Origin of the sequence: Leptolyngbya sp. FACHB-711 (genome assembly GCF_014695615.1) — a bacterium.
GTDB lineage: Bacteria > Cyanobacteriota > Cyanobacteriia > Elainellales > Elainellaceae > Leptolyngbya_A.
This window is the reverse complement of record NZ_JACJOR010000282.1, coordinates 1-16,306: the sequence shown is the minus strand read 5'-3', so window position 1 is coordinate 16,306 and position 16,306 is coordinate 1. Positions and strand designations below refer to the sequence as shown.

Sequence of the window (16,306 nt, the reverse complement as noted above, 5' to 3'; positions counted from 1 at the left end):
GCCGCTGAATCGCCGCCTGCGCCTCTTCGGGGGTAAACACTTTAGGACCATTGCCGATCGGAACCATTGCCACATCGGGACGACCCATAAGAATTTGCTGCTCGGTGGTAATCGGAGCCGCCGCGCCGCCCAAGTGCAGCACATTTACCCCGCCCTGTCGCCATCGCCACACCACGTTCGTGCCAAAGCGTCTGCCGCCTAAATCATCGTGCGGTGTCCGAATGCCCTGAAGCTGAAGTCCGCGAAACTCAAATACGCCCGGTTCAAACAGCACACGCGGGTTTCCGGGCAGCCCATCGACGACCCCTTCATCTAGCAGACGGCTACTAATCAGCACCAGATCCGCCTCCACTTGCGGAGCACGGTAGCCCGCCGTACAACCGATCGGACGAAATGGATTGACCAGAATTCGCAGCCCGGTCCCGCTGAACAAAAAGCAGCTATGGCCCAGCCACCGAACCGATAAACTCTCTGCCCCCTGAGCTAGCCCCGGTGAAACTTTCCCGATCGCCCCCAGCCCTGCCGTCGCCAACCCTGCAGCCGCAGACTGTATAAACTGTCGTCGCTTCATAAATTCCTCACTCCAAAACGCGCTGGGGCTGCTGACGGGCAAATCCCTGCAAGCCATTTAACCACAGCGAGCTCCCAGACGGAAACCGATGTGAACCAGTTTCCGCGATAGCGGAATTGCTATACCCCCACCGCGACCCGATCGATCGATTTGAGGAAATTCTTTAGCAGAGCCTTGCCCGATCCAGTCAGCACGCTTTCCGGGTGAAACTGCACGCCTTGCAGATGAGGATAGTCACGATGGCGCACTCCCATGATCGTTCCGTCTTCGACCCATGCAGTGATTTCTAGCTCTGGCGGGCAGGTGGTGCGATCGATAATCAGGCTGTGGTAGCGCGTAGCGGTAAAGGGATTCTCCAGTCCCTCAAACACGCCAACGCCCGTGTGATAGACCGGGGAGGTTTTGCCATGCATCAGTTCCGGGGCAGCGGTAATCTTGCCATGATGCACATAGCCAATCCCCTGATGACCCAGGCACACGCCCAGCACAGGCAGCTTAGAACCCAAAACCCGAATCACCTCTAGCGATACGCCTGAGTCTTCAGGGCGACCCGGACCCGGCGAAATCACAATGCCGTCTGGCTGAAGCTGCTCGATTTCTGCCAGGGAAATTTTGTCGTTGCGATACACCCGAATGTCTGCGGCGACCAGATGTTCTGCCCCCAGTTCTCCCAGATACTGCACCAGGTTGTAGGTAAAGCTGTCGTAATTATCGATTACAAGAAGCATGGTAGATCGAGAAGCGAGGGGGAATAGGGAATTAGAAAATTAATTAGGGAATTCGGGGAGGGAGATGGTCGATCGCACCACTTCCAGCAGCGGGGGCAACAGCAGCGATCCTGCCACAATGACTGCCGCAAGCGCGGAAACTAGAACTGCACCTGCCGCACAGTCTTTAGCAATCTTAGCGAGTTCGTGATAGGTCTGTCTGACAGTGAGATCTACCACGGATTCGATCGCTGTATTCAGCAGCTCCATCGTCAACACCACACCGCTCGTCAAGCCAATGATTGCAATTTCAACCCGGCTCAAACCCAGGAGAATGCTGAGCAGGAGCGCGACCGTGCCCATTGCCAGGTGAATCCGAAAGTTGCGCTGCGTTTGAAAGGTATAGCTCAAGCCCGCCCAGGCATAGCGAAAACTCACAAACAAGTTGGATGCCACCCGCCAGGAAAGCGATCGGTTCGGGGAAGGTTTCACCGATTGACGGGGTGGAGCTTCGGTAGATAGGTTTTGAGTCATAAAGGCGGCTGGGCAATGAGCGTGTCAAGAATAGCGTAGGTCAGAAGAAGCATTTGCAGTGTAATCAGGGACGCATATCCACAAGTTTTCCTATGCATGGGCTGAGCGAATGGTTTGACGGTAATCGATCTCGCTGCAGGATGGCATCCCCCCAACTGGGCTTGAGCTAAATCTTCACGATCGGGCTGTTTTTTCCTGGGCTTTTCCCTGCCACTCTGGGGTAATCTGCACCCTTTGAAGCAGAGTGTCCTGCTGGTCGAGCATTTGCTGAAGGCTTTCCTCATCGGGGTGATCCCACCCTACTAGATGCAACAGCCCGTGAGCGGCTAGCCACGACAATTCGTAAGCAAGAGAATGTCCTCGCTCTTGTGCTTGTGCGGCTGCCGTCTCGACTGAAATAATAATGTCCCCAAGGTAGAGCGGCATCGCTGCCTGCATCTCTTCTGATTGGGGATAGTCTACCTCCAGCGCAGCAAATGCCAGTACATCAGTCGGCTGATCTTTCTGGCGATATTGCGCGTTTAAGGTCTGAATTTCGGCATCATCCGTCAGGCGCAGGCTCAGCTCATAGGCAAACCGGGGCGGTAGATCTGCCTGGAGGCAACTGAGCCACTGCGAAAACCATTTCTCCCAAGTTAATTCGGCAATGGGAGCCGTTTCATCGTCAAAATAAGCATCCTGAACGCTCACTTCGATCGCCATCTCCCCTCCCATGCTTCCTAAAACTGCTTCATCTGGGGAGCTGCTGGATAAATTTTCCGTCATGCGCTACTCCTAGCGCGTTAGATAGGCAAGACCGACCAGCACGGTCAGTAAGCCGACCGTTGTCAGGGCAAAGTGATAAATCGATGTGCCCCGCTTTCGCACCATGTTTCGCATTGCCAGCTTCACATAGCTTGGCTGTGGCTTTATTGCCGGAACTGCTGCCGCGCTATCTTCGGTGTTAGCGGGGGAATGAACGCTGGCATTAACTTCAGAAGGCTGATTCATAACTCAAGCCGCTTTGTCGGCATCGACAGGTTTATTGTCTCGTTGCTGCTTACCGCTTTGCAGGTAGGCTAGTCGCTCCTTCGCAGACCGGAAGATAGGGTCATCCGTTACGAGTAGAGGCTTTATTACTGGAAGTGGCTTCCTGCGTGAATTATAGCTTACCGACGATCGCTGCTTCATGCCGATCGCTTTGCGGTCAAACCTGCTGAAACCAGAGCCGTGGGAGAACGAGTTAAACCCGGTTTGCTGGCTTGAGTCACTTGGCGACATCAGCGATCGCTTGAGGATTAGGGTCGCCCCAATTTACGCTGCATCTGTCGGAGACACTGCTTGAGATAAGGCAAATTAGGAGTTTCTCCACCGTATCGCCAGCACACATAAGCCTCGGTAATTTCTTCGATCGCTTTTGCCCGGTCGAGCGAATAGCGGCTGTGGCAGGCGTGAGCATATTCTAGGGGCGTTTGGGCGATCGGCTTGCGAAATCCCTGATGGTCGAGCCAGCGCAGCATTTGCTGATAAATTGCTTCCATCGGCGGCAAACGCTTGAGCCAGCGTTGATATCGCCACTGCTGCCAGCCCTGCCAGAGTAGCCAACCCAGAAAACCAAGTCCGGTCAGGAGTCCTGCACCCAGCAATAACCCAAGCCAGCCTTGCGTAAATAGTCCCATCATCCAGCCGATCGCCCATCCAGCAATTCTCATGAACCATTCAAAAACACCGTTGAGCCAGCCTGTGAGCGGCGAAGGTAGCCATCCGGCGATCCAGTTCCAGAACTGCTGCAACACGCCAAACACGCTGGATTCTTCGATCGATGGCGGAACCAGCGGATGTCCGGGAATCGGGTCAAAGCTGAACCAGCCGAATTTGTGAAAATACACTTCGGTCATGGCGTGAGCATCGGTGTTGCGAACCACATAGTATCCGGTCAAGGGATTGAATTTTCCCGGAGAAAAGCCCACCACTAATCGAGCCGGAATGCCGATCGATCGCAGCATCACTGTTAGCGTTGTCGCAAAGTGATCGGGATAGCCGCCCTCGTACTTGAATAAAAAGGCTTCTGCTAGATCTTCCCCATCCGCCAGAAACGGCAAATCCGGCTGAATGCGGTAGTTTTGCTTGAGATACTGCGTCAGGAACAGCGTCTTTTCGTAGGAAGCGGTTAAGGGTTTTGGCGATCGTGCCAGAATTGCCTCTGTTTTTTGACGAATTTGCCTGGCTACAGCCGCAGGGAGCTGCATATAGTTTTCTAGTTCGCCGGGATAGTTCCCAGGTGCCGACTGCAGCCGAGTTCGATCGCGATAAGGCACGGCTGAAATAACGGTGTAAGTCAGCCCTTCAGATAAGGGAACGGGCGATCGCAGTCCACTTTCTCGATCGATCGCAACTTGATTGGTCGGAAAGTACAGTTCTTTCACTTCATACAGTGCCGGAATCAAATTGGGCAGATCGGCAACCACCGTGTAGGACTGCACCACTTCCCGAGTCCGATTTAGCGTCACTGACCACGGCAAGTTAAAACGAAACGTCCAGCTCGGACGCTCGACCTGCTGGATGTCTGCGTCTTGATTGCGCGAAATTTCCCAGCCCTGCCCGCTATAGCGATCAAACGCCAGCACCCGCCAGAAGCCCGGAGCCTGCGATCGAATTCGCATTACCACCTGCGGCTGCATCATGCCGCGCAGATTTTGATTGATTTTGGAATTGAAGCCGTAATAAGACTGGGGGTTAACTGTGCCTGCGCCTTCGGTGGGAGCCAGTCCGCCTGACCCGTTATTTCCTTTTTCTTCTCCTGCTTCTGGCGATCGTCCGGGCTGCACATAGCCGGAATTGATAATTTGGCTCTGCTTGAACTCTTCTTGAAGCGAGATCGGCGCACTCACCGGAAATGTGCGAATTTGATAGCCGGGAAAGCGCGGCAGCAACAGAAAAATTCCCAGTCCCAAACCCAGTACTGCCAGCAGCACCCATCCCATGCGTTTTGGAGCCAGATCCGCCCGAACTCGATTCAGCGTGGGAGTTACCAAGCCGATTTGCGATCGATAGTTGAGGATCAGCACCGGAACCGCCAGCCCCAGAAACAGCAGCAGCACAGGCGCAAATGCCAGCGTTTGGCTCAGGGTTGCCGCGACCCCAATCAAAATCAGTCCGATCACTGCTGAATAGCCCAAATCCTTCCGACGGGGCGTATCAAAGCTGTGAAACACCTGGAGATGAATCAGCAGCGTTGCCAGCGCGATCCGCGTATCGTTGCGCTCCACCCAGATCCGCATAAAAAAGATCGCTAGAGCCACCAGCATCCCGATCGCAATACAAAACTTCACCGGAATATTGCGTTTTCGGCGGTGATAGTGGCTCCAAACCGCTCCCACCACACTGACCGGAACTGCCCACAGGCTCAAACCCTGAGCATCGGTACTGTCTGCAGCAGCCACATCGATCGCCACAATACCCACCGTAACAAGCCCCTGGATCAGCACCCGCAGCGGAATTGAATCTTCTGGTTCCGGTAAAGGCTGAGACTCGATCCGCTGCCAAATCTGACGGAGCAGCGGCAGCTTCAGAATCGGATTGAGAGAGGCTTGAGATTTCCGGGCAGGAGAAGACATAAACCGCGATCGCAATTTTCGCTTCTATGCTAACCAGACCTGCCCATGGAACGGGAGAGCGATCAACAAAATTCGGTAGATTCCGCAAACTTTCAGAACCCGAACTGTAATGCCATTGGAACTATGGCTCAAGCGGCAAACGCACGGCAAACACCAGCGGCGCATCGGATTTTGCTAACTCAATCGTGAGCGTCATAGACTGCTCTATGCAGATCGGGCTGAGACTAACGCTCAAATTGCCCGCCTGCGTGCAGGAAGCGATCGATTCAAGGGCGGCTTGCTGAAACCGCACCGTGCCACCTGTGGGAAGCTGGGCATCGATTCGCACCGTACCGGATTCTGGATGGTACTGCACCTCCAGCATGATTGCTCCTGCATCGGTCAGCCAGGAGCGACGAATAGCGGCACGGGGCGAAAGCGTGAGCGTCATTGCCTCAAACATCTCGCGGGCTGCTAGCAGCGACAGCACCATTTGCTGCGGACGAGATGCCTGATTGTAATCGGTGAGAAAGCCTGGGTTGGCGATCGCTGGCTTTGGCTCAGTCGAGGTTCCGCCCCGAACTGGGGAAGCGAGAACCATCCCTGCCAGCTCATTCAGCACTGCTCCTTCTTCGGGAAACAGCGATTCGACTGCCTGGACGAGTCGCCGCCCTTCACGGAGAGAAGACTGCATTAAATGGCAGCACTGCTCAAACAAGGATTGCAGCACCGAGTCGGGTAGGGCGATCGGCAAATTGAGTGTCTTGAGGTGAGCAGCCCAGATCGGGACAGGTTCTTGAACAGGGAAGCTTAATCGCTCTCCCGTGTGAGGCTGCTCAGCGTCAGGGTAGGCGTAGGATTCAGAATCGTATGGAGAGTCGTAGTGGTAATCGTGCTGCTCAGTTTCCCAGGGGAATCGCGGCGGATTGCGCTCAATTTCTGTTTTGAGCTTGTTCTTCAGCAGCGCGTGAAAACGATGTTGCACAGCAGGTATGTCTCCGAATGCAAGTTGCGAAGGGTCCTCATCAAGCGGCATACTCGTGTTCTCTGGGTTGGAAGTCGGTTGACCTGTTCGATCGATTCGATCGCTGGGGTCATTAGCATTCCTCAGAATGCCCTCCGCGCCAGCAGAACTGAGTGGCTCAGCAGAAAATTGCAGGTTCACTGACCCGGTTTGTTCAGGCTCCGCTGCCTGATTCCAATCCCCTGATGGCGCACCACTTGCCGGGTCTAGTGTTTGCAACAGCCACACAACGAACTGCTGTATGGCTTCTGCTTCATTATTCATTGGTAGAAGTCCCTGCTCCGGATATTAAATTGTTGCGAATTTCCCAGGCTTGTTCAAGTAATTTAGACCATTGTTTTTGCAGTTGGGTCGGGGTAATGCTGAGAGCCTGGGCGATCGACGCGTCTGCCATGCCTGCCTGCTTACGGCTCAGGAGTTCCTGCTGGCGGGGCGTGAGGCGATCAGCAAACTGCTGCCACTGCTGCGGCGTTAGCCCGAAATTGCGCTCCAGGTCGGCTTCCAGCCATTGATGCACAAGTTCCCACTGGTGGGACAGCGCAAAGCGAATCAGGTGATATTTAAATCGCTGCTGCAAATAGTCTCGCTGACGGGCAGTAAGTCCCAAAATCGCCTCGATCTCACTGGTGGGTAAATCTTTTAGCCGCAGCGCGAAATAGTCGGCGCAGTCTTGCTGCTGTCGCTCCTCTAGGTAATTCATCAGCTCGGCGATCACCGTATTTCGCAGCGTATCTTCCTGCAATTCTGGCTCTTGCGCCACCATTTGTTCCCTGACCTGAGGCATGGAAACGGTGCTGCGCGAAGTATCGCTTTCGTTGAGCGTGCCCTCGGCTGCTTGCTCCATGTCCACCATTGTTTCAGGCGGCTGCTGCTGCGAGAAAGTTTGTGCTCGCAGAATAATGAGCTGCTGGCTGCGGCGACCTGGAAGGGGAATGCGACGTTTGCCGTACCGTTCTGTGAAAGCCATATACTCTGCCAACTCCAGCAAGGTGCGGGGACGATAGGTGGCAGGTAACTGGTTTTCGCGCCGGAAGGCATTCAGCGATTCGATATAAAATCCCTGCAAAAAGTCTTCGATCAGGGTCAGACGTGCCTGATAGCTGGACTGTACCTGAGGGGGGGTGATGTAGCGGTAAACTACCGCGCTCAACGTGCTGTGTAACTCGATCCTGCCCCGGTGTGACCCCAAGTCATAGTATTTGAGACACTGTTTCAGGCGATGCTTTGCCAGTGTGGTAGACCAGGTTTCGACTTCACCCGACGCCTGAATCCGCTGGCTTTCTGAGCAGATGCGGGAAACTTCTTCGGTCAGCCGATCGGCAACTGCTCGACATTGAGCTGCGGGCGATCGAGTTGACTGCTGAAGTTCCTGGAACAGAATCTTAAAGATTGCTTCCACACAACTACTAGGCTTTTCCCGCTGGAAGATCGACACAACGTTCGCACACTGAAGCTTGTGCATAAGGCAGTAATGAGATGCGATAAACAGGTATCCGTTTCCAAGGCAGTTTTGGGAGCATACAAAACTCCTAACTGCCAGGAATCAGCCCTGATGGACAAGATAATAAGGTCTTAAAGCCGAGCTTGAAATTTTCGTTTCGAGCTTTTCGTTTCGAGCTTTTTATTGGGGTCTCCCGGATATTGTCTTGCCGCTTGGAAGAATGCGGTAGTTGCGTCGCCTGATTGTGTCGCCTTGTGGTAGAGCGGTCTAGACTGGGAGGACACCCTTCAATAAGATTGCTACACCCCGATCCAGTATGAAGCTTGACGAACAGATTCAGGTACTAATTGATGAAGCTCCTCGCTATGGAGCAGAGCCAACCGATGTAAATTATGTTGCACCTGTCCTGAAAGCCATCGCCGAACGGTTAAAGCACCCTCAGTATTATATTTTACAGAACCTTGAGCAGGAGTGGCTCACGATAACCATTGCCGACCAGACTCAGCCAGAAGTGACCAAGACGGTCGTATATGCTTTTCCCAGCCTGGAGGCTGCTAAAGCCAACACCAGTACACTCCATGATCCGCAGCTCGTTGCTTTACCGATTCCAGTGATTCATTTGCTATTCCAGATGCTAGCAATGAAGCCGATCGATAGCATCGTCTTTTTTGAGACTTCAGCAAATCTGCAATCTGGAATGGAGTTAAGCAGACAAAATCTTCAAATTTTAATTGAACAGCACCTACAGAGTCTAAGAGGTGCTAACATACCACCCGACATCGCGTGAATCTAGCGTAATTTCACACAGGGCAATAAAGTTTCGATTAAAGCAGTGCGTGGAATCACCCAGAAGGATTGGAGCTGAGGTGAGTCTGGAGGGCAAAAAATGCTTCCTGGGCTGCCGCCTGTTCTGCCGTCTTTTTGGATTGTCCGCGACCTTGCCCCCAGCATTGACCGTTGATCCAGACTTCGGCGGCGAATCGCTCGCTGTCGCCATGCACCGGGTTTAGCTCCGTCACGCGATACTCCGGTAAGCCCTGATGCTGGCTTTGGGTCATGGTTTGCAGTGCCCCTTTATAGTTGTGCAGGGCAGGGTCGCTGCGAATCACTTCCCCAAGCTGATGGAGATGGCTGTCCAGCCAGGGATGAATCAAACTCAAATTCTGGGTGCTGAGATACAGGGCGGCAAGAATTGCTTCCAGGGCAGCCGCCAAGCGGGTATCCAGTCCGATGCGATCGATCGAGGCACTGTGGGAAAGGATCAGATAGCGATCGATCCCGTAGCTTTTGGCAATCTGGGCAAGCAGACGATCGCTCACTAGAATGCTGCGAATGGCAGACAGTTCGCCTTCGGAAACGTCAGGATATTGCCTGTACAAAAACTCGCCTGCTGCCAGTTTCACCACCGCGTCGCCTACAAACTCCAGCCGCTCATAGTTTGCTGTGGCAGAAGCAGTCGGATCGGTAAGGGCCAGATCGAGCAGTACCCAATTGACGGGACTCTCTGCGGGTAGTCCGAGTTTGAGAATAAGCTGCTGAAGCTGTTTCTGGCGGCGGGGGTCAGCAAGCATCGCACCGAGGCAGTTTTTTCAAAATTAATCGGGAAGAGGCGGTCATAAGCCGGGTTCTGTCTCTTGGAACGATTCGCCCCAAGGAGCAGTTATCTATCTGGGATGCCTGTTACCAGACACCTCTAGCGGATTTCGCAGCGTCCAAGAACGCTACCCGGAGCGGGAAAAAGACCAACCCTTGCTCCTTCAACCTTGCTTCCGACCGGGGTTTACCGAGCCAACGCCTCTCGACGTTGCTGGTGCGCTCTTACCGCACCTTTGCACCCTTACCAGGAATAATCCAGAATTTTGAGTTCTAAACTGTCCTGGCGGTATGTTTCTGTGGCACTCTCCTCACGCTTGCGCGCACTGGGCGTTACCCAGCAAGTCTGGTCTTTCGGAAGCCCGGACTTTCCTCAGGCAAAATGCCCGCAACTGCCTCGCCTCCTCTTCCCTTGATTCCAGTCTATTACTTGTTGTGGCTTGTCACTGGGATAGGTTAGTCGGGGAGCCAGGGAAAATATTCCATCAGCGACGCTTTTTCAATAATGAATTGGCAGGGCACATAAGCCCAATATTCGCGCTTCGCCCCGTCGGCAATGTTAACAATTTGAAACAATAGCCGCGCTGTGAATTTGAGTGAGGCTTGGCGTTCACTAAATAGGGCAAACTGTCCGGCATTTGCTTTCTCGACCTGCGCCAGATCGATGATCGCCCCCTTTGCCACCAGCGTTGTGCGATCGTCATTGGGTTTTACCAGATCTTCGGGTGTGAGAACGGCTTGCAGACTGCGACCGGGGGGAATCGTGCTTTTAATTTGCGGTTCAGAGAGGCTATCGGGCGTGAGGTCAGGAATGAGGTGAATGACGCGCCGGACTTTTCCTGCAAAATTTGTCATGGAGCTGCTGTCCCAGTCGATCGCGATCGTTGCTGTAGCAGACTTATTTTGAATAATGCCTGTCACGGTGGCGGGTTGATCTGAAAAGTTATAGCGACCTTTGAAGCTAAAGTTGATGTCGAGAAACTGGCTGAGCGGTGTATCAGCAATTCGCTGTTCGCTGAGCTCCTGGGCTAAAGCTGCTTTATCGAACAGGATGATCGTTTGCTCTTCCAGCGAGTCGATCGCCCTGTAAATCACATAGGCGATGCTAATTAGATAAACCGCCAAAATAATCAGATCGGTCTGGTTCATGACGAAGCCAGGTGAAATTCGCGCAGGGCGGGCAAAAAGTTTTTATTTTCGTGCTGCGATCGACTGAGCTTAATCAGGGCAAATCGCTGGAGCGGCGTTAAACTTGCCCATTGTTCTGGGGCGAGCAGCACTCCCACAGACTCACCTTGAGCTTTCACACTTTCGGGAATTTGCGTCACATTTTGCCAGTCGGGATGGGGATCGATCGCCAGATCCGAAGGGGTTTCGCCGGAGTGCGCCTGAACCATCTGCTGGAGATGCGACCGATAGGTCTGAATTTCTGTGGGGGTTTCGCAGGGCAATTCGACCAGTGTTTGGCGATCGGTCTGGGAGAGCTGATTCCAGTGGGGCAGCTTCAATTTCACCCCGCAGGTATCAAGCTTGTAGCGCACACACATGGGAATGCAGCGCAGCGAATCGACAAAATCAGACTCAAACTGGAAAAAGTCGGATATAGAGTCGGGCATGGCGCAGAGCATGAAGAGGGGAATGAAGGGGGATGACAGGTAAGTTTGACGTACTCCCCCCGCTAAATCAAGGGGCTTCTGACACTCCGCTCATTTGCTCATCCACCCCTCAACTCATTTCCTCGTTCCCTCAAACCTCGACCGTGCCCAAGTTCCAATCGACGATCGCCAGTTTCGGGGCTTTGCTATCGTCAAACCAGCTCACCAGTTTAGCAAGATCGGTTTTGTTGAGAATGCCGATACAGCCTGCCGTTCCGGGCATTCCGACGGGGGCGTTGTTGTCGAGGTGGAAGCCTATGCCAGTGCGTTCTGTAGTAAACAAAGGATTCATCGTGATCCAGACTGGACCCAAGCCGTCGTTTGGATCTGCCCAACTGCGCGTGTAGTCGCCTTTGGTGCCGCTTGCCCACTCCACAACACCGAGCGACCAATAGCCTTCGGGCAGCGGTTCCATTGAGCCAGATTTACTGAGTTCCCCTGTGCGGAATGCCTGTCGGCTGCCTACGCCAGAAATCGCAGGCAGTTGATCGACGATCGCCCCGTTTCGCGTCAAAGCCACCTGAAGTTCGACCAAGCCGTTTGCGCTGGTTTTGCTGGTGCGGTTAATTCGCACAACGGACTCGCTGTTTCCGGCAGCGTTGAAGTTAGTTTTCAGGCTGTAATTAATAGTTTGAGCACCATCGCCTGCGACCTGCAAGAAATAAGTTCCGCGATCGAGATAGCGTCTCACGCTCGCAGATAAATTGGTTTTGGTCGAAAGCACCTCCCCAGCATCGATCGTCCCATTGTTGTTGGCATCGCGGATCAGGCGCATTCCTGTTTGATTGGCGGCTCCGGTTAAGTCTGCGGAAAAGATGCCCGCCTGGGTCAGGTTGAACTGAAATAAGTCATCGCGGTCGGTTGCGGAAACCTGGTCACTGCGGGAAAAGATGGGGGAAGCGATCGTTTCTGCACCGCTTAAACTTCCAGTTACAGAGCTGTTACTGGAGCCATTGCCAGAATTACTGCCGGAACCGTTTGCAAAATCCCCTCCACTGCCATTTCCAGAGCTTGCCACGACTTCAGTAGACATTCCTAGCGAATAGCGCGTCAGTCCTTCATCAAACGCATTCACTTTAACGTAATAGGTTCCAGCACTAAGCTGTTGCCGGATGGATTCGTTGGTACGTCCGTGTCGGCTTGATTCTGCAATTTCATCTCCGGCTGCATTCAGCAATAGGATATCAGCATCATTACTCAGACGATTCAGCGTGAAATTCACCCTTGCTGTTTCTGTGATATTCACGCGATACATATCTACTGCATCAAAGCTCGAAATGCGGTTGCGATAGGTGCGTTTCATCTGGTTGAGGTTGCCCGCATCCAGAGCCGTTCTCATTGCGTCGCCACCGTCTGCAGTGCTGCCTTTGCCGTTCAGATTGAGCGAGTAGTTGACGCTGGTATTTCCATCAGTGGACACCTGGATGTAATAGGTCCCGGCACTGAGACGCTGATTGATCGACTCACTGCTGAGATTTGCCCGCAGCGATCGACCCAGTTCTTTACTGTCAATATTAAGCAGCCTTAGATCAGCATTGCCCGAAAGCTGACCCAGCTCTAACTTAATCTGGCTGCTGCGCGACAGGTCAAACCGAAAGAAGCGATTTTTGCTGCTGCCGCCCACAGCATCCGACCATTTAAATTGCGTATTGCCGCTCAAGTTTCCTAAATTTGCTGCATTGCTGGTTGCAGTTCCAACCGAAGCGGGTAAACCATTACGGCGGGAAGTATCCACAGGCTCAATATTCAGTCCGCTTTCCAGTCCACCCAGCCGAATAAATCGAAAGCCATTGCTCGATCGTGACTGGGTTCGGTGAGCCAATCGCAAAGATTCCGAATGAAGCGCATCCTGAGCCAGTACCGCAGCAGACGATAAACGAGACGACAAAGACCCTTCGCGCAGCCGGGAAGGTTGAGCAGCAAAATTCGATCGCATATCTTTCTCTGAATTACCTAAGCAGCAAGCAGCACCTCGCTTTCACCAGCCCGGAAATCTCAAAGATTTCGCTCTTAGGAAAGCAAGTCTGCGGTTTGAAAGTAATGACTGGCGATCGAGCAGAGAGTTCCGCTCAGAGTAAATCTCGATCGGGGATAGTTTCGATCGGGGATGGTTTCGATTGAGAAAGAATTCGCTGACCCTAAATCAATGCCCTATGCCAAAATGTATGGGTTATGCATGGCGATCAGCTTCAGCAGCAAGGCTTTAACAGGCGGTAATTCAGCAGACCTATGACGAAATTTGTATTTGTAACGGGCGGAGTCGTTTCGAGCATCGGCAAAGGCATTGTGGCGGCGAGTCTGGGACGCCTCTTGAAGTCACGCGACTACTCGGTGTCGATTTTGAAGCTTGATCCCTATATCAACGTAGACCCCGGCACGATGAGCCCATTTCAGCACGGTGAAGTGTTTGTGACGCGAGACGGCGCAGAAACCGACCTGGATCTGGGACACTACGAGCGATTTACCGATACCTCTATGTCGCGGCTCAACAGCGTGACCACCGGTTCGATCTATCAGGCAGTCATCAACAAAGAGCGGCGCGGTGACTACAATGGCGGCACGGTGCAGGTGATTCCCCACATCACCAACGAGATTAAAGAGCGAGTGATGCGCGTTGCCAACGATACAAATCCTGATGTAGTCATCACAGAAATCGGCGGCACGGTCGGCGATATTGAGTCGCTGCCCTTTTTGGAGGCCATCCGGCAGCTTCGTAAAGAAGTGGGGCGCAAAAATATTCTCTATATTCATGTGACGCTGGTTCCCTGGATTCCGTCAGCGGGTGAGATGAAAACCAAGCCGACTCAGCATTCGGTCAAGGAACTGCGATCGATTGGGATACAGCCCGATATTCTAGTGTGTCGCTGCGATCGTCCCTTGCCGAAGGGATTGAAGGAAAAGATGTCTGAGTTCTGCGATGTGCCTGTGGAGTGCGTGATTACGTCCCCGGATGCCAGCAGCATTTATGAAGTGCCTCTAATTCTGGAACGGGAAGGTTTGGCCCAGCAGGCGATTGATATCCTCCAGCTAGAGCAGCGTCGGCCGGATCTGCGCCAGTGGCAAACGCTGGTCGATCGGCTTCATCATCCCAAGCAGCCGTTTGAGATTGCGATCGTCGGGAAATATGTGCAGCTCAACGATGCCTACCTGTCGGTGAGTGAAGCCCTGCGTCATGCGGCATTGGCATTGGGTGGTGACCTGAATCTGCGCTGGATTAACTCTGAAGAAGTCGATGAAAATTCAGTCGATCGCTTGCTGGGCGGCGTACAGGGCATCTTGGTTCCGGGTGGGTTTGGCTCTCGCGGCATCGACGGCAAAATTACGGCGATTCAGTACGCTCGTGAACACAAGCTTCCGTTCCTTGGTCTTTGCTTGGGAATGCAGTGTTCGGTGATAGAGTGGGCGCGGCATGTGGCAAAGCTGAGTGACGCTAACAGTGCAGAGTTTGATGCCAACTGCCAGAATCCCATCATCAACTTGCTGCCCGAACAGCAGGACGTGGTGGACTTAGGCGGTACGATGCGTCTAGGACTTTACCCCTGCCGAATCACGCCAAACACCCTGACCGCCAAACTCTATGGGCAGGAGGTGGTGTACGAGCGGCATCGGCATCGCTACGAGTTTAACAACACCTATCGGACGCTGTTCCTGGAGTCGGGCTATCAGGTGAGCGGTACGTCGCCCGATGGTCGCTTAGTGGAAATTGTGGAGTTACCGGGGCATCCGTTCTTTGTTGCCACTCAGTTTCACCCAGAGTTTCAGTCGCGCCCCAGCCAACCTCACCCGTTGTTTCAGGGCTTGGTGCAGGCAGCATTGGATCTATTGAAGCCGTCGATCGATCGCGTAGAATCCCTGAGCATGGAAATGACGAGCTAGCATCATTAGAAACAATAAGAAGAAACAATAAAAACCCCCAAACACTGGTGCTGAGGGCTGGAGTTCCTGAAAATCGTCACTGGAAATATCATGGCAAGCGATCGAGAGGGGCACAAGAGGGGCGATACCCTTCATCTAAAAAAAATGTACCCCTGTATTCCTACGCGGGTAATATTACACAGGCTGCAAAATGCGACTGCTATATCGGCTGCTAATTGTTTGCTTCTGTAGCCTACTGCTGGGTTGCCAGCCTGCCGTTTCGGATGGTGCAATTCATCTGACGCTCTGGCATGGAGTGAATCCGCCGGAAAATCGGGAAGTGCTGCAAAAGTTAGTCGATCGCTTTAACGAAGTCCATCCTGCTATCCAGGTGGAATCGCTTTATGTGGGACAGGGCGACCAGCAGATTCCCAAAATTCTGGCTGCGGTGGTGGGCAATGCGCCGCCTAATCTCTTGTGGTACGCGCCTACTCTAACGGGACAGTTAATTGAGCTAGGGGCGATCGCGCCATTAGACCCTTGGTGGTCGAGCTTTTCAGGTAAAGCGGCAGTTGATCTAGCCCTGCGATCGTCGATGGAATGGGAAGATCATCTGTGGTCAATTCCCTTTAGCACCAATAACATCGGCATTTTCTACCGTCCCAGCCTGTTTGCCGCCGCTGGAATCACCGAACTGCCTCACACCTGGACCGAACTACGTCAGGTTGCCCAAAGGCTGACCGATCCGACAAAGGGAAAATATGGAATGCTGCTGCCTCTGGGCAAAGGCGAATGGACGGTGTTTATGTGGCTCCCTTTTCTCTGGAGCGCAGGCGGCGAAATTCAGCTTGACTCCCTGGCAAGTCCTGCTGCAATTCAGGCTCTCCAGTTCTGGCGAGATTTACTGGACGATCGCACTGCCATTTTGTCACCCCCCGAACGGGGCTATGAGCTAGAAGCGTTTTTGTCTGGCAAAGTCGCGATGCAGCTTACCGGACCCTGGACGCTCCGACCCCTCCAGCAAAGCGGTGTGGATTTTGACGTGATGCCTATTCCAGCCCAAACCACCCCTGCAACCAGCATCGGTGGCGAAAACCTGTTCTTGTTCAAAACGACCCCCGCCGAAGAACAGGCTGCCCTCACGTTCCTGGAATACGTCCTTAGCGAATCGTTTCAGACCGAATGGGCGATCGAAACAGGCTATCTGCCCGTGAATCTTGCCTCCCGCCAAAGCAAGCCCTACCAGAACTTTATTGCCCAGCAGCCCGTCATGCAGGTATTCCTCGACCAGGCACAACATGGACAATCGCGCCCGATCTTTCCCGGCTACAGCCGCTTGTCTGATGCGTTG

At 53.4% G+C, this 16,306-nt stretch carries 16 protein-coding genes and 1 other RNA gene; 3 read left to right on the top strand and 14 right to left on the bottom strand.

Annotated features, from left to right (window positions below; translation table 11 throughout):
- The 9 genes from H6F80_RS11130 to hetZ all read right to left on the bottom strand — a co-directional run.
- Nucleotides 1–571: MBL fold metallo-hydrolase (locus H6F80_RS11130; protein WP_190791620.1), on the bottom strand; the 571-nt coding region annotated here is incomplete at its 3' end.
- Nucleotides 572–690: 119 nt separating this feature from the next.
- Complete coding sequence (locus H6F80_RS11125) at nucleotides 691–1,299, bottom strand: anthranilate synthase component II (protein ID WP_190791619.1); 609 nt, start codon at nucleotides 1,297–1,299, stop codon at nucleotides 691–693.
- Nucleotides 1,300–1,338: 39 nt separating this feature from the next.
- Nucleotides 1,339–1,812, bottom strand: coding sequence for a diacylglycerol kinase family protein (locus tag H6F80_RS11120; protein ID WP_190791618.1), 474 nt, complete (start codon nucleotides 1,810–1,812; stop codon nucleotides 1,339–1,341).
- Nucleotides 1,813–1,986: 174 nt separating this feature from the next.
- Nucleotides 1,987–2,577 (bottom strand): rRNA maturation RNase YbeY, encoded by a 591-nt coding sequence (ybeY, locus tag H6F80_RS11115; RefSeq protein WP_242067291.1) that lies wholly within the window; start codon nucleotides 2,575–2,577, stop codon nucleotides 1,987–1,989.
- A 9-nt stretch (nucleotides 2,578–2,586) separates the two neighbouring features.
- Nucleotides 2,587–2,802 (bottom strand): DUF3285 domain-containing protein, encoded by a 216-nt coding sequence (locus H6F80_RS11110; RefSeq protein WP_190791617.1) that lies wholly within the window; start codon nucleotides 2,800–2,802, stop codon nucleotides 2,587–2,589.
- Between the two features lie 3 nt (nucleotides 2,803–2,805).
- Nucleotides 2,806–3,072 (bottom strand): hypothetical protein, encoded by a 267-nt coding sequence (locus H6F80_RS11105; protein ID WP_190791616.1) that lies wholly within the window; start codon nucleotides 3,070–3,072, stop codon nucleotides 2,806–2,808.
- A gap of 17 nt (nucleotides 3,073–3,089) precedes the next feature.
- The gene (locus H6F80_RS11100) at nucleotides 3,090–5,408 is read right to left on the bottom strand and encodes a transglutaminase TgpA family protein (protein WP_190791615.1); all 2,319 of its coding nucleotides are present in this window, start codon (nucleotides 5,406–5,408) and stop codon (nucleotides 3,090–3,092) included.
- Nucleotides 5,409–5,529: 121 nt separating this feature from the next.
- A complete protein-coding gene (locus tag H6F80_RS11095) occupies nucleotides 5,530–6,675 on the bottom strand; it encodes a hypothetical protein (RefSeq protein ID WP_190791614.1) in 1,146 nt (381 codons plus the stop codon).
- On the bottom strand, nucleotides 6,668–7,873 hold the full coding sequence (hetZ, locus tag H6F80_RS11090) for a heterocyst differentiation protein HetZ (RefSeq protein ID WP_190791613.1): 1,206 nt from the start codon (nucleotides 7,871–7,873) through the stop codon (nucleotides 6,668–6,670). Before hetZ ends, H6F80_RS11095 begins: the two co-directional genes overlap by 8 nt.
- Nucleotides 7,874–8,168: 295 nt before the next feature.
- Here hetZ and H6F80_RS11085 point away from each other — a divergent pair, with 295 nt between their 5' ends.
- Entirely contained in the window at nucleotides 8,169–8,639 is a 471-nt protein-coding gene (locus tag H6F80_RS11085; RefSeq protein ID WP_190791612.1) for a hypothetical protein, read from the top strand.
- Nucleotides 8,640–8,694: 55 nt separating this feature from the next.
- Here H6F80_RS11085 and rnc read toward each other — a convergent pair whose 3' ends face one another.
- The 5 genes from rnc to H6F80_RS11060 all read right to left on the bottom strand — a co-directional run bounded on the left by rnc (nucleotide 8,695) and on the right by H6F80_RS11060 (nucleotide 13,036).
- Nucleotides 8,695–9,423, bottom strand: a complete 729-nt coding sequence (gene rnc / locus H6F80_RS11080; protein WP_190791611.1) for a ribonuclease III — start codon at nucleotides 9,421–9,423, stop codon at nucleotides 8,695–8,697.
- A 30-nt stretch (nucleotides 9,424–9,453) separates the two neighbouring features.
- An RNA gene (gene rnpB, locus H6F80_RS11075) (RNase P RNA component class A) lies at nucleotides 9,454–9,853 on the bottom strand.
- 48 nt (nucleotides 9,854–9,901) lie between these two features.
- On the bottom strand, nucleotides 9,902–10,594 hold the full coding sequence (locus tag H6F80_RS11070; RefSeq protein WP_190791610.1) for a hypothetical protein: 693 nt from the start codon (nucleotides 10,592–10,594) through the stop codon (nucleotides 9,902–9,904).
- Complete coding sequence (locus H6F80_RS11065; RefSeq protein WP_199296508.1) at nucleotides 10,591–11,061, bottom strand: nitrate reductase associated protein; 471 nt, start codon at nucleotides 11,059–11,061, stop codon at nucleotides 10,591–10,593. The genes H6F80_RS11070 and H6F80_RS11065 overlap by 4 nt, the downstream gene beginning before the upstream one ends.
- Nucleotides 11,062–11,191: 130 nt before the next feature.
- Nucleotides 11,192–13,036: a PPC domain-containing protein gene (locus tag H6F80_RS11060; protein ID WP_190791609.1), complete on the bottom strand. Its 1,845-nt coding sequence runs from the start codon at nucleotides 13,034–13,036 to the stop codon at nucleotides 11,192–11,194.
- Between the two features lie 293 nt (nucleotides 13,037–13,329).
- On the opposite strand from H6F80_RS11060, the gene pyrG reads away from it, so the two are divergent.
- Together pyrG and H6F80_RS11050 are read left to right on the top strand one after the other, a co-directional pair.
- Nucleotides 13,330–14,976: a CTP synthase gene (pyrG, locus tag H6F80_RS11055; protein WP_190791608.1), complete on the top strand. Its 1,647-nt coding sequence runs from the start codon at nucleotides 13,330–13,332 to the stop codon at nucleotides 14,974–14,976.
- Nucleotides 14,977–15,166: 190 nt separating this feature from the next.
- Nucleotides 15,167–16,306: ABC transporter substrate-binding protein (locus tag H6F80_RS11050; protein ID WP_190791607.1), on the top strand; the 1,140-nt coding region annotated here is incomplete at its 3' end.

Excerpts from the sequence above, each read along its gene's own strand:
- H6F80_RS11100 (WP_190791615.1), bottom strand. The coding sequence starts at position 5,408 with ATGTCTTCTCCTGCCCGGAAATCTCAAGCCTCTCTCAATCCGATTCTG.
- H6F80_RS11065 (WP_199296508.1), bottom strand. The coding sequence starts at position 11,061 with ATGCCCGACTCTATATCCGACTTTTTCCAGTTTGAGTCTGATTTTGTC.
- ybeY (WP_242067291.1), bottom strand. The coding sequence starts at position 2,577 with ATGACGGAAAATTTATCCAGCAGCTCCCCAGATGAAGCAGTTTTAGGA.
- H6F80_RS11110 (WP_190791617.1), bottom strand. The coding sequence starts at position 2,802 with ATGAATCAGCCTTCTGAAGTTAATGCCAGCGTTCATTCCCCCGCTAAC.
- pyrG (WP_190791608.1), top strand. The coding sequence starts at position 13,330 with ATGACGAAATTTGTATTTGTAACGGGCGGAGTCGTTTCGAGCATCGGC.
- H6F80_RS11105 (WP_190791616.1), bottom strand. The coding sequence starts at position 3,072 with ATGTCGCCAAGTGACTCAAGCCAGCAAACCGGGTTTAACTCGTTCTCC.
- H6F80_RS11060 (WP_190791609.1), bottom strand. The coding sequence starts at position 13,036 with ATGCGATCGAATTTTGCTGCTCAACCTTCCCGGCTGCGCGAAGGGTCT.
- H6F80_RS11125 (WP_190791619.1), bottom strand. The coding sequence starts at position 1,299 with ATGCTTCTTGTAATCGATAATTACGACAGCTTTACCTACAACCTGGTG.
- rnc (WP_190791611.1), bottom strand. The coding sequence starts at position 9,423 with ATGCTTGCTGACCCCCGCCGCCAGAAACAGCTTCAGCAGCTTATTCTC.
- H6F80_RS11095 (WP_190791614.1), bottom strand. The coding sequence starts at position 6,675 with ATGAATAATGAAGCAGAAGCCATACAGCAGTTCGTTGTGTGGCTGTTG.
- hetZ (WP_190791613.1), bottom strand. The coding sequence starts at position 7,873 with ATGCACAAGCTTCAGTGTGCGAACGTTGTGTCGATCTTCCAGCGGGAA.
- H6F80_RS11085 (WP_190791612.1), top strand. The coding sequence starts at position 8,169 with ATGAAGCTTGACGAACAGATTCAGGTACTAATTGATGAAGCTCCTCGC.
- H6F80_RS11120 (WP_190791618.1), bottom strand. The coding sequence starts at position 1,812 with ATGACTCAAAACCTATCTACCGAAGCTCCACCCCGTCAATCGGTGAAA.
- H6F80_RS11070 (WP_190791610.1), bottom strand. The coding sequence starts at position 10,594 with ATGAACCAGACCGATCTGATTATTTTGGCGGTTTATCTAATTAGCATC.